This is a genomic window from Acidobacteriaceae bacterium (assembly GCA_035944135.1).
Lineage (GTDB): Bacteria > Acidobacteriota > Terriglobia > Terriglobales > Acidobacteriaceae > Granulicella.
Map to the genome: position 1 here is coordinate 129096 of DASZBM010000007.1, position 13638 is coordinate 142733.

Genomic DNA, 13638 nt, shown 5'->3' on the forward strand with positions numbered 1-13638 from the left:
TCTGTCATCGTGCGCATCCTTGACTATTTAGTTGCGAGCAATGAAGATAAGCCGATTTGTGAGTAGTGTCGACTGGGGTTGTAAAAAATGGTGCAAGGTCGCAACGGCGCTCTCCGCGCTCTTCTCACCGGACTGTTGGTTCTGATCGTTCTTATAGCGTTGATCCGAGTTTTGACGACGTTTCATCTTCGGAACATCTTCGGCACACCGCTGCTCGGCGACCTTCTATGCCTCTCAGTGATTCTTCTTGCGATTGTGGCGGGGAGATCTGCACGGAGCCACGCATGCTGGCATGGCCTGCTGGCGGGGGTCGGTATGGGTGTTCCCGGCTTCGTTATCGCCCTGTATACCCTGTCTCCCGATCTCAGAGGATGGAGATATATGTTAGGCCGTCCTTCGGGCGCGCTATGGATTGGATTTGCGTCTATTCTTGTCATCACATCCTTGGGCGCCCAAAGCACGGCTCTATGGCGTGAACGGCGTCGGCTCTTTTCCTTCGCTACTGTTGTGGTTTCCGTGGGGTGCGTCGTAGCGACCTGGGTGTGTGGCTTCCGAATCTTGCGGTCTATCGATAGAAAAGCCCGGTTTCTGCAGGCTTCAAATGCACAATCCGGCTTTGACATGCCCTTACCCGACCTGAAGCTAACCGCGTTGGACGGGACGCCGATCGGTCCATCCGAACTTCAGGGACATGTCACTGTCTTAGATTTTTGGGGAACGTGGTGCGGTGCTTGTATTGCTGAGCTTCCCTCATTGGAGAGGACCTATAAAGAGTATTCAGGGAATGCCAAGGTCCGCTTTTTGCTGGTCAACCCCGAGATCGAAGGGGACACGCAGGAAAAGATCACGCATTTCCTGAAGCGCAAACAGATTACGATGCCGATTGCGCTTGATCCGGGTACACCCTATCTCGAACTGAGCAGCAAGCTACACAATGAGGGACTGCCGCTCCTTCTCGTCGTCGATCAGCGCGGCCACATTCGGCTTTGCCGCTATGGGTTCGATACAGATGAAGCAACTACTCGGTTGTTGCACAGCAACATCGATAGGCTCCTTACGACAATGTGAGCGATGGAGAATCTGAGTCAATCGTCGTGAATTGCGCTCTATTCACTCGAAATAAAGAGGCCGCGATTGCTCGCGGCCTCTCGCTGTTGCTGAGTTGATGTTGGGTTAGAGCTCTTTGACGCCGTCGACGAAGGCCTTGAGCTTGCGCGAGCGTGACGGGTGACGCAGCTTGCGGAGGGCTTTGGCTTCGCGATCCGGTGACGTGAACGGTTGGTGAAGCCGAGCTGCTTCACAAAAAACCGGAGCCCGTTACGTGGCAGATCGGTGCCTCATCGCGATCGTAGCCAACTAAACGGATTCCACGAGCGGTGCACAGGTGAGACGTCCGGCATGCTGCTTGTCGCTCTTTCGACATACCACCATCCGTCGAAGTGAGCAGCGTAGCTTTTGCCCCGAATGTCAACTATGGAGACATCGCAGTTGAAAGGACTCTGAGGTTCATCTGGAATCGGGCCGGGTTTGCTGCGTTGCAGATCATAGACCAAGGTCAGTGTGGCCGATTGAAGTAGCTCCCGGTCCGACCCAGAACTTTGCACTATCTTGAGAAACATCTTCGAGTACCACTCGGGCAAGCCAGAGATGGGTTCCCTCAATAGGGACGCTGGAGTTCCGTGGCCCGTCAATAAATCTATGGTCAGAGCGTTGATCCCGGTTTCCCGTGCGAAGCGCAAGATGTGCCCCATCGAGTAATCGTCAACCGCGTAATCCATCGGGCTGGTAAAGGAATGACCGATGTTATGCGCGACACTCTTCAAGACTTTGAACCTTGGCATCAGCCAATCTCCATCGAGCAGATCCGGCGGTATCGTCCCGCTGGTCAAGACTAGTTTGGCGAAGGCTTCTCAATATGGTCGATGACGATGTGCTCGGTGGGAACCTGGATCTGCTCAACCTTGAGGCCGAGGGCGGCGAAGTTCCAGTGAGAGAGCGGAAACGGATCATCGAAAGAGACAGAGCCCTCGCGCTCATTTGGATCCAGGCTCAACCATGTGAGAGTGAAATTGTATTTGCCGGTGAGGCCGGTGCGATCAACAACGGGGCCACCTGCCATGCCGCGCAGATGTAACGCGAATGCGGGCATGGACATTGCGTAGTAACCAACTACGGCTCGTTGGCCTCGCTGATATGGGACCAGAAAGCCGCCGCCGGGGGCACGGATGCTTCCCGATGGTTGGGTCTGGTCTGAGGGGGCTTCGGTCAGCTTAGGGCCATCCTTGGCGAGCACGAGAGCGAAGCCTGGCACTTCAGCCGGTACGCGGTGTACGACGAGTTTGCATCGTTCAGCAAGCATGCTCTGAAGCATCTGCTGAGCGACTGGATTGTCCATCGGGCTCAACGCGCCTCCCCGTTGATATTCCGCTAAATCTTCGGGCGCGACCTTGGCCTCGATGTCCCAGGTGTCCTTTCCAGCCCAGTCTGGAGCACGGATGACCGCGTCTTTGCCTCCCATGTTGAATCCGAAGTAAGCCTGCTGAATTACCATGCCGAGAGTCACTCCGGCGGCGGAATAACCGGTGGAACGGAAGCCGAAGTGCCAGCTCCCGTCGGGATGCGCCGGTTTGATCGATACGACATCGAATGCATACGTTTTGTGTGAAGACGGAGCGGTTGCGATCTGCGCCACTGCCAGGTTCGTAGACAAAATTCCAGCCAGGCAAATCCTGCGGATCATTGGTTGAGCCCTCGGCCAGAATCCTACACGCGGTCTTATCCGGCGGCTGCTTGTGTCAAGTTCAAACAAAGAGGCCGCGATTGCTCGCGGCCTCTGGTGTTGCTGAGTTGATGTTGGGTTAGAGCTCTTTGACGCCGTCGACGAAGGCCTTGAGCTTGCGCGAGCGCGACGGGTGACGCAGCTTGCGGAGGGCCTTGGCTTCGATCTGGCGGATGCGCTCGCGGGTGACCTGGAAGCTCTGGCCGACCTCTTCGAGCGTGTGTTCGGAGCCGTCTTCGAGGCCGAAGCGCATCTTGATGACGCGCTCTTCGCGCGGCGTCAGGGTGCGGAGGACCTGCGAGGTGTACTCCTTCAGGTTGACCGAGATGACGGCATCGCTGGGCGAGACGGCCATGCGGTCTTCGATGAAGTCGCCGAGGTGCGAATCTTCCTCTTCGCCGATCGGAGTCTCGAGCGAGATGGGCTCCTGCGCGATCTTGAGGACCTTGCGGACCTTCGCGACAGGGATGTCCATACGCCGAGCGATCTCTTCGGATGAGGCTTCGCGGCCGAGCTCCTGCACCAGCTGACGCGACGTGCGGATGAGCTTGTTGATGGTCTCGATCATGTGCACCGGGATGCGGATGGTGCGGGCCTGGTCCGCGATGGCGCGGGTGATGGCCTGACGGATCCACCAGGTGGCGTAGGTCGAGAACTTGTAGCCGCGGCGGTACTCGAACTTGTCGACCGCCTTCATGAGGCCGATGTTGCCCTCCTGAATGAGGTCGAGGAACTGCAGGCCGCGGTTGGTGTACTTTTTGGCGATGGAGACGACCAGGCGGAGGTTGGCTTCGATGAGCTCCCGCTTCGCCTTCTCGGCGTCCATGTCGCCCTGGATCATCTCGCGCTGGGTCTTCTTGAGCGCATCGATGGAGATGCCGGACTCCTGCTCGAGGCGTTCCAAATCCGTGCGGCAGTTCTTCTGCTGGCGGCGGTATTCCTTCTTGAGCTCTTCGGAGCGGGAGGCTTCGTGCTTGGCGTCGAGCGAGCGGATCTGGCGCTCGAGCGTGCGCATGGAGTCGACGGTCTTGTTGACCTTGTCCAGCAGCCGCTTCTTCTCGGCGTTGGTGTACTTCAGCTCGCGGACAACGCGGGTGACGTAGACGGTCTCGCGGCCCTGGTGCCAGCGGGACTTGCGGCGATCACGGTCCTTGGCCTTGGCGTCTTTGCCGTGCGGCTCTTCGCCGCGTGCCTGCCACTCGGCGGCCTTCTTCTGGTGCTTGAGAAGGGAGTCGATGCGGGCGACGGTGGCCCTTACGCGCGCCTGGAGGATCTCTTCGGTGAGCTCCTCTTCGTCGAAGGTGACGACCTCCTTAATATTGCGGACGCCGCGTTTGAGGTCCTCGCCAAGCGCGACGATCTCACGAATGACGATGGGCGAGCGCGAGATGGCCTTCATGACGCGCATCTGGCCGCGCTCGATGCGCTTGGCGATTTCGACTTCGCCTTCGCGGGTGAGCAGGGGAACGGTGCCCATCTCGCGGAGGTACATGCGGACGGGGTCGTTGGTCTTTTCCAGGGTCCCGGGCGAGAGATCGAGCTCTACGTCGTCAGACTCTTCGCCGGCCTCGTGCTCTTCATCCCGCTCGGCGGCGCCGCGGCGGTTGTCGCCGGACAGCACATCGATGCCCTGGGTGTTGATGGTGGTGAGTAGGTCGTCGAGATCGTCGGGCGAGGTGATATCGCCGGGGAGGAGGTCATTGACCTCACCGAAGGTGAGATATCCCTTCTCCTTGCCGGTGTCGATGATGCGGTCTACGTCTTCTTCGTACTTGTCGAGCTCTTCTGCCACGGTTTGGCGCTCCTCGGAAAAGGCCCACTGGGGTTAGATGGGCGAAAGTCATGGTGGGGACAGACCTGCGCTAGGTAACGTGCTTCGCGCGAGGAACTCCCTTGATTTATAGGGGTCGCCGGGGGACTCGGGTGCGGTCAAGGCCGCGGGCGCGGGCGGAAGTGATTGAAATACAACCAATTACTTCGGCAACTCGGAGGCGCAGGTTCTCCAGCAGAGCCAGTTTACACCAATTTAGACGCGTTTTGGGGGCTTAAAGATGCAGTTTTGGATGCTTTTCGGAGGGGGAAACGACCGAATTAACGGCAGAAAGGCGGGCACAACTTTAGGGTCACGTGACCTACGTAATTCGACACTAGTTGCAGTACTAAAGCCGCACGGGTTAGAGCCTTTGGTACTTAGCTGCGGCATAGTTGTTTCAACACGAAAGTTCACAAGGTGAGTACGACTAATGTTCAAGCGGGTCCCTTTTGCGTTGATTTCGGTTTTCGTTATGGCCAGCCTGCTGGCCGGATGTTCAGCCAACTTTGCCCCCTCGGCCATCGCGCCGGGAAGCGACTCGAAGACGCCGATCGGCAACATCACGGGTGCGGTCCACGGCGGCAACTTCCCGGTCACCGGTTCCCAGATCTACCTGTTCGCGACGGGGACGGGCGGCTATAAGACCGCGTCGACCTCGCTGATCACCAAGGGAGCACCTGGAGTTACCTGCAACAACAAGTACGCGACATGGAATGGCACCGCGTATCCCGCACTGGCCGGTGCCTGCTATGTGACGACGGATGCGAACGGCAGCTTCTCCCTGGGCGGCGAGTACAGTTGCACAGCCGGCCAGCAGGTGTACCTGGTGGCGCTGGGCGGAAACCCCGGGCTTTCGAGCGGCACTAATAACAACTACATCGTTCAGATGGTGGGCATGGGCGAGTGCCCGGCGGCCGGGAATATGGCGGCAAAGGTCCCGTACCTGGACATGGATGAGATGACAACGGTGGCGTTTGCATATGCGATGGCGCCGTTTGCGAAGGACGAATTCGACATCGCTACAGACAACACGACGGCCGGAGCGACAGCGATCCGGATTGCGATGGCGAACTCGACGAACATCGTCGACATCGGGCGTGGCACGGTTCCGGGCGCTACGCTAACCGGCGGCTCGATCGGGTCGACGCCGGTGAGCAAGCTCACGCTGCTTGCGGACATTCTGGCTACGTGCGTAAACACCTCGGGCACGCTGAACAGCGGAAACGCCAACAAGCCGGTTTATCAACCCTGCTATTCCCTGTTGAACAACACGGTGCAAGGCTTCAACACATTTACCGAGGGCACGGGGCTGGCATCAAGCGGTGACACGGCGCAGGCGATGATCTATCTGGCGCAGAATCCCGCCAACAACGTTGGCAGCATCTTCAATCTTCTTCCGACCACACCGGTATGGACTGCGAGCCAGCTGACACCCTCGGATTGGACCTTGTCGATCGCTTACAAGAACGTGGTGAGCTCGCATCCGGGCAACATTGCCTTCGACTCGAATGGCAATGCATGGGTGAGTGACCGCAACAGCCTGGCTGCCGATGGCAGCAATGGCGGCGCGGTGGTGGAGATTACGCCGGCGGGTGTCGTGACGCGGTTCACCAACCTGAATAACGGAAGCGCGAACGGAAGCATCTACGCGCTGGCGGTTGACCCGAGCAACGTCATCTGGGCGCTGGACTACACGAACAGCCAGATTTACCGGCTCGACGAGACGGGCAAGTGGCTGAGCACGATTTCCGGCAACCAGTTGAATAATCCGAACGCGATCTCGTTCAACAGCAACGGCAGCGCGCTGGTGCTGAACGCGGGCAACAGCTCGATCAGCCGGTTCAGCGCTTCGGGAGTGGCCCAGACGGCGGCGACTTACAACCAGAGCGGTGCTGATGGCTACGGGAGCATTGGCACACCGGAGGCGATTGCAGTCGACACAAATGGAAATGCGTTCCTTGCGGAGAATGGCGGCTGCGCGTGCGTCGGCATTCTCGCGAATAACGGCACTACGGAGGTTGCATACGATGATTATTCGGGGAAGGTCAACAGCGCTTCAGCCATTGCGATGGATTCGTCCAACCACGCGTGGCAAGCTCAAGCGAACAACACCATTGTTGAAAATGCGACATATGCGAGCGGAAGCTACCAGAATTACGATCTGAATTTCTTCAATAAGATTCCGACGCTCTCGGGCTACTACTTCAATCTGACCAACTTTTTCGGGCTTCCGATCGCTGCATCTCCGACGACCCTGTCGAACGGTGGGCTGAATAATCCTGTTGCGCTGGCGTTCGACGGCGCGGGGAACCTGTGGGCCGCGAACTCCGGCGCGTCCACGGTCAGCGGCTTCAACGGAACGACGGCACTGGCGAGCAACGGTTTCCAGACGGGAAGCACCGGCGCGACCTACGGGGTAGCGACGGACCCAGCCGGCGACCTGTGGACGGTGAACGGCGACGGGTCGGTGTCAGAGATCCTGGGGATTGCGGCGCCGACGGTGACGCCGGTCTATGCGGGACAGATTGGTGTGAAGCCTTAATAGCGAGGGCGTTTCTGCCGGGCGGGGGCAATCAGGGAAAGACCCGCAGCCCGGGCAAGTCTAGGTTGACGCAATGGGGGGCGAAAGCCCCCCTTTTTTTTGCCTCTGTTACGGCACGGAGACTTCGGGTTAAAGCGCGAGGCTACCAGCCGTGCGCTCAACGAAGAATCCCTGTGCCGATCCGCTGCCTACCGATTTTGTCCGATTATGGACTTGCAAGCATCCATTTATGGAGAGTAAAGTGGTTTCTTGAAGGAGGGCTCGTCCTGTGGCCACCTACAACCCATCCCACATATCCCCCGGATACAAGTTCGAGGAGGTTCCGGACCTGAGCAAGTACGCAGTTCGTGAGCGGCTCAGCCAGTCCGCAATGGATGGATTCTTCGCGATCCTCAAGCATTGGAACCTTACGATCGAGCAGGGTGGCGAGCTTCTGGGCGGACTCGGGAAGTCCACAATGCATAAGCTGAAGACCGCTGCAGGGACCCGGACGCAGGATGAGCTCACGCGCATTTCCTATGTGGTGGGCATCTACAAGGCGCTTCACATCCTTCTGCCTGACGCTCTCGCAGACCAATGGATGATCCGTCCCAACGACAATCGTCTGTTCGCCGGGCACACGCCGCTGTCGTATGCGCTGCGAATGGGAATTCCCGGTTTACAGGAGATCCGTCGTCTCCTTGATGCGAGCCGCGGAGGACAGTGAGTGGGACAGCTTGGCCCCTTTTCAGCGCGTGACACCTTTCGACTCATCCCAACCAAATACAGCAATGGCGGCAGCGTGCTGGAGAGTCTCGCGTTGCCCGCCGACGTGCTCTCGGACCTGAGCGAGCTGGACGCGGCCACGAATGACCGCAACACCGCAGAACGAGGTATGAGCCTTTGGGTGAGCCGCGATGAGCTGGTCGCGGGCGTTCCGGAAGCCGCCATCATCAATGCGGCGTTTTGCCATCCCGGCCCGCAGGGTGGACGCTTCAACGACTCGCGCCGGGGCGCATGGTATGCGGGTCAGGAGTTCGAAACATCCCTTATGGAAGTCGCTTACCACAAGCGCAAGTTCCTGCGAGACACACGCGCAGAGGACGATGTGACCAGTGACTACCAGGCCTTCCTGGCAGACTTTAGCGGTGAGTTCTACAATCTCGAGGATTCAGACCGGAATACTTACCTTGCGCCGGAGCCTGTACCGGACTGCTATCTTCCCGGCCAGTCGCTGGCGGCGAAGCTGTTGAGCGAGGGCGTAGCGGGCATCGTTTACCCGAGCGTGCGCTTTGCAGGCGGTACTTGCGTGGCCTGTTTCCGGCCGGGGATGGTTTACAAGGTCCGTCGCGGGGACCAGTACAGGGTTACCGTCTCGGCCTCCAACGCCAGTGTGATCGCTGCGACGCCTCAATCGTGAGGAATGTTAGCGTCCGGAGGAGACACACACCTGGGGGCTAAGGCACCTTTCCTTTTTTCCCGCTGTTAGGGCACGGAGACCTCGGGCTAAAGCGGGAGGCTACCAGCCGTGCCCTTAACAAAACAGTCCGATGTCCTCACGGATGTACCTCGTGATACGGCAGCAAGGTAATCAGCCTAAAGGCGCATTACTACGACAACGCAACCAAGCTCGGATGAGCCGGTCGGCTCGTCGGAGGTTGGTTTTTGGCACCTTTTGTTCCAAATTGGGTCGTGGCACGCCGAAATAGGCTGCATCTTTCCCAAATTGGCAAGCAACTTTAGGGTCATGTGACCTACGTAATTGGACCCAAGTTGCAGTACCTAATGCACGAAGGGTTACAGCCTTCTGTACCGCTAAGAAGCATAGTTGTCACAGATTTTTGAACAGGTGACTATGTTGAAGCGTTTGGTTGCGATCGTCTCGACTCTTCTAATCGCGGGCACGCTGGCTGGATGTTCCGCGAACTTTGTTCCGAGCGAGGTGACGCCGGAGCAGACACCGATCGGCGTGATTCAGGGTGGCGTGCACGGCGGCAATTTTCCTGTGGTGGGTGCGCAGATTTATCTGTTTGCGGCCGGGCAGGGCGGATACAACACGAGCGCGACCTCGCTGATCACGTCCGGGAAAAGCGGCGTGAGCTGCAGCAGCCCTGTTGTAAGCAACGCCTGCTATGTGACGACGGATGCGAACGGCAATTTTGCGGTTGGTCCCGACTATACGTGCACGGTAGGGCAGCAGGTGTACATGGTGGCGGTGGCAGGTAATCCGGGGTTGACCGGCTCTACAACGACCGCGACGTTCGCGACCAACAGCAGCACGATCACGGTAGCGAGTGTGACGGGGATCAGCATTGGGTCAACCGCATCCGGTACCGGAGTAAGCGGAACTGTAACGGCGGTGAATGGGACAACGGTCACACTGAGCAACAAGACCACCGCTGCGGGTACGAACGTGTCCGTCAAGTTCTCGGTATATAACACGGGCGCGGTGCAGATGGCGGCACTGGGCCAGTGCCCGGCGTCGGGCACCATGGCGTCGCAGGTACCTTACCTGGTGATCAACGAAGTAACGACGGTGGCCTTCGCGTATTCGGTGAGCGGCTTTGCGACGAATGCGTACAACGTGTCGTCGGATGCATCGGGCGAGACGGCGATTGCGGCTGCGTTTGCGAATGCCAACAATATTGTGACGCTGGCGAATGGTCTGGCTAACGCGACAATTCCTGGAAACGCGAACAGCATCGCTCCGCAGCAGAAGATCAATGAGCTGGCGAACATTCTGTCGACGTGCGTGAACACGCAGCCGGTTTCGCCGACACAAGCTTCGACACAGTGCACGCAGCTCTTCGCAGCGGCGACGACGTCAGGGGGGACAAAGGCGACCGACGAGGCGAATGCAATTTTCAACATCGCGCATAACCAGGCACAGAATGTCGCGACTATCTGGAATCTCGGCGGGTCGACAGGGCCGTTTGGGCCGGTGGGTTCACAGCCTACGGACTGGACGATGCCTGTGATTTACAAGAGCGTCATCAGCACACCGAGCACGTCCAGCCCGATCGTGAGCGGGCCTTACAACATGGCGTTCGATGCGAGCGGCAATGCGTGGATTGGGGATCGTGTGAACGGTGTGGTGGAGATTGGGGCGCTGGGCGCGGTCACCACGTACTCGAACAGCAAGTACGGTTTCAAGATGGTGAAGGGTGTCGCAGTCTCTCCGCAGGACGGCTCGATCTGGATCTCTGATTTCGGAAATAGCGATGTGTACGTGATGGGGTCGGCCGGAGCTCACCTGGCGACGATCACGACTCACCTGACGGGAAACGGCCCTGTGCTGACGGCGTTCGCGCTGAATCCGGCGGGCGGCAACTACCTGGCGTATGAGGTTACGGAGACGACGACGGGCATCGCATCCTACGATGCCGGTACCTATGCGAGCGTTCACTTCGCAAACAACACGAACTATACAAATGTGAGCAATCCGGGGTGGCTCGCCGCCGACAATACGGGATCCGTGTGGTTTCCGAGCACGAATACCACTTACATCGGGGGCCTGACAGTCAACAACAACAACGGAACAGTGAGGTACGGGGTATCTGAACCGAACATGGGGGCGACGTACCAGACGGTCGCCGAGGCAGAGGGAGCAGCTGCGGATGGACTGGGCAACATCTGGGCTCCGTCGGGCGCGGGGCTCTACGCGGTCAACACGGGTACGCTCACGGGGGCGTATGCGAACGGCGGCATGAACAACCCGTCGAAGACGTTCGTTGACGGGAGCAATGTGGTCTGGGTGGCGAGCGCGGGCGCGAACACGGTGAGTGCGTTGAATGTGTCGACGGGGAACTGGTTGGCCACGAACGGTTTCAGCACGGATGCACCGGGAGGGACGGGATGCGCTGTCATCGGTGTCGATCCTGCCGGCAACGTCTGGTCAGGGAACTCCGATCAGTCTGTCACGGAATTGCTGGGGCTGGGGACGCCGACGGCGTCACCGATGTATGCGGGCATGACCACCATTACAGGCACAGGCAGGACTGCGGTAACGACGGTTACGAAAGGAAACCTGGGGATTGAGCCGTAGTCGACTTTTGGGTCCGGCCGTTTGGAATCAGGGAGTTGGACCGGCGGAGCGCAGCGATTTGATGCATCGACAGTGGAAGCGCAGTAGAGAAGGAGGTAACCGACCGAAACCGAAGTTGTAGGCACAACACACGCTCTGGCTAGAGGCTTTTGTCCCGATTTGGAACATATTTGGGGGAAAGCTTTTGAGAGTGACAGGGCCCCGTATGTCGATTCGATTTCGTTTCCCGTTGTTTGCTGCTGTTCTTGCAACTCTTGCTACAAGCGTGTTGGCCGGATGTTCTTCGAGCTATAGCCCTGGTCCTGTAACGCTGAACAAAACCCCGATTGGGAGTATCCAAGGCATGGTTCATGGCGGCAATTTCCCGGTGACGGGGGCGCAAATCTATCTGTTTGCCGCGGGACAGGGCGGCTACGGGACGAGTGCGACGTCGCTGATTACCTCCGGGGCGAGCGGGGTGAGCTGCAGCAACGCCGCAGTGGCGGGCGCCTGCTATGTGACGACCGACTCGGGTGGCAACTTTACGCTCACGCCCGACTACACATGCACCGAAGGGCAACAGGTTTATCTGGTCGGCGTGGGCGGCAACCCGGGGCTGACCGGGACGGTTAACAACACATCGATTGTGCAGATGGCCGCGCTGGGAACGTGCCCGGCGAGCGACAGCCTGTCGAGTGTGGTTCCGTACGTGACGCTGAACGAGGTGACGACGGTCGCTTTCGCCTATGCGATGAGCGGCTTTGCTACGACGCCCTACAACGTCTCTTCGGATGCGGGCGGCGAGACAGCGCTGGCGAACGCGCTGGCGAATGCGGGCAACATTGTGAACCTAGGAAATGGTGTGGCCCGGGGTGTGGCGGCGGGCAATTCGAACAGCGTCCTCCCGTACGCGAAGATCAATACCCTGGCCAACATTCTGGCGACATGCGTGAACACGCAGCCGAATCCTTCGACGGGAGCACCCTCGGGCTCGTGCTCGAGTCTGTTTAGCGCTGCGACGAATTCGTCGGGAGCAGCGGCGACGGATGAGGCGAGTGCGATCTTCAACATCGCACATAACCAGGCACAGAACGTTACGAGCATTTTCAATCTTGGCGGATCGACCGGACCTTTCTCACCGACGTTGAACACGGCGCCGGCGGACTGGACGATACCGGTGATCTACAACAAGGTGATCAGCGCACCGAGCACGAACGTGAATGGAACAGCGATCATCGGCGGCCCATACAACGTTGTGTTCGACGCGAGCGGCAATGCGTGGATCGGGGACCGCATCAATGGCGTGATTGAGATTAATCCGCAGGGCACAACCACGACGTTCTCGAATGCGGCTAACGGATTCAACATGGTGAAGGGCGTGGCGGTGTCGCCGCAGGATGGAACGCTCTGGATTACTGATTACGGGAAAAACCAGGTTGACGTGATGCGGCCCACCGGAACGAGCCTGACGCCGGTGGCGACGATTGTCACGCACCTTGCAAACAACGGGCCCATCCTGACTGCTTTTGCGTCCAATCCCGCGGGCGGTAACTACCTGGCCTACGAGGCGACCGAGACCACGACGGGCATTTCGGCATACGACGCCGGCACCTACACGGGGTCGCACTATACCTCTACCACCGACGGCAATGACGACTACTCGGGTATCAATACGCCGGGCTGGATATCCGTCGACAACGCAGGAGATGTCTGGATTCCGAGCAATAACACGAACTTTCTTGGCGAGCTGACGGTTTCGGACAAGTTGGGCACCATGAAGTATCCGCCCTTTCAGATCTCCGGCGTCCAGTCCTATACGACCGCTGCCGATGGGCTGGGCAACGTATGGCTGGCTACAAACACGACGACCGAGCCGACGATTTATTACGCGACGGAGGGCGCATACCAGTCGGCCGGCTCACTCGGCGGAAGCTACACAGGCGGCGGCATAAATGAGCCGTACAAGATGGTCATCGACGGCAGCAACACCGTTTGGATTGCGAATTACGGCGCGAATACTGTGAGCGCTTTGAATGTTTCCGGCGGTGCATCGAAGGGAACCTGGTTGTCGCCGAACGGTTTCAGCACAGGCGCGCCGGGTATCACGACGACAGGCACCTACTCGGCCAACAGCACCACTGTTACGGTTGCCAGCTTCACCGGCATCTCGGTTGGCGGCGTCGTCACAGGCACCGGGATTCCGAGCGGAACCACCGTCTCCAGCATCAGCGGCAGTGTCGTAACACTCTCGCAGGCCACAACGGGTGCGGGGACCAATGCGCCGGTGACGTTCGGTAGCACCAGCTGCGTTGTGATCGGCATTGATCCCTCCGGCAACGTGTGGACTGGGAACTCAGATGAGTCCGTGACGGAGTTGCTGGGGCTCGCAACGCCGGCGGTTGCACCGTTCTATGGCGGCAACACAACTCTGACAGTCGTCGGAACCAAAAATGTGGTCACGGTGACGAAGGGAAATCTAGGAACAAGGCCGTAGCCGCAAG

General features: G+C 58.9%; 8 protein-coding genes. 6 read left to right on the forward strand and 2 right to left on the reverse strand.

Annotation, left to right across the window (positions count from 1 at the left end; translation table 11 throughout):
• The first annotated feature begins 135 nt into the window (after positions 1 to 135).
• A complete protein-coding gene (locus VGU25_12415; protein ID HEV2578005.1) occupies positions 136 to 1068 on the forward strand; it encodes a TlpA disulfide reductase family protein in 933 nt (310 codons plus the stop codon).
• 823 nt (positions 1069 to 1891) lie between these two features.
• Here the strand turns inward: VGU25_12415 and VGU25_12420 are convergent.
• Positions 1892 to 2740 carry a TIGR03435 family protein gene (locus VGU25_12420; GenBank protein HEV2578006.1) on the reverse strand — a complete coding sequence of 283 codons (849 nt, stop codon included), beginning with the start codon at positions 2738 to 2740 and terminating at the stop codon, positions 1892 to 1894.
• 118 nt (positions 2741 to 2858) lie between these two features.
• A complete protein-coding gene (gene rpoD / locus VGU25_12425; GenBank protein ID HEV2578007.1) occupies positions 2859 to 4571 on the reverse strand; it encodes an RNA polymerase sigma factor RpoD in 1713 nt (570 codons plus the stop codon).
• Positions 4572 to 5064: 493 nt separating this feature from the next.
• On the opposite strand from rpoD, the gene VGU25_12430 reads away from it, so the two are divergent.
• From VGU25_12430 to VGU25_12450, 5 genes are all read left to right on the forward strand, one after another.
• Complete coding sequence (locus VGU25_12430; GenBank protein HEV2578008.1) at positions 5065 to 7134, forward strand: hypothetical protein; 2070 nt, start codon at positions 5065 to 5067, stop codon at positions 7132 to 7134.
• 268 nt (positions 7135 to 7402) lie between these two features.
• Positions 7403 to 7840: an MbcA/ParS/Xre antitoxin family protein gene (locus VGU25_12435; GenBank protein HEV2578009.1), complete on the forward strand. Its 438-nt coding sequence runs from the start codon at positions 7403 to 7405 to the stop codon at positions 7838 to 7840.
• Positions 7841 to 8533, forward strand: coding sequence for an RES family NAD+ phosphorylase (locus VGU25_12440; protein HEV2578010.1), 693 nt, complete (start codon positions 7841 to 7843; stop codon positions 8531 to 8533). It begins immediately after the preceding gene.
• A 435-nt stretch (positions 8534 to 8968) separates the two neighbouring features.
• Complete coding sequence (locus VGU25_12445) at positions 8969 to 11158, forward strand: hypothetical protein (GenBank protein HEV2578011.1); 2190 nt, start codon at positions 8969 to 8971, stop codon at positions 11156 to 11158.
• 343 nt (positions 11159 to 11501) lie between these two features.
• Positions 11502 to 13631, forward strand: a complete 2130-nt coding sequence (locus VGU25_12450; GenBank protein HEV2578012.1) for a hypothetical protein — start codon at positions 11502 to 11504, stop codon at positions 13629 to 13631.
• Positions 13632 to 13638 lie beyond the last annotated feature (7 nt).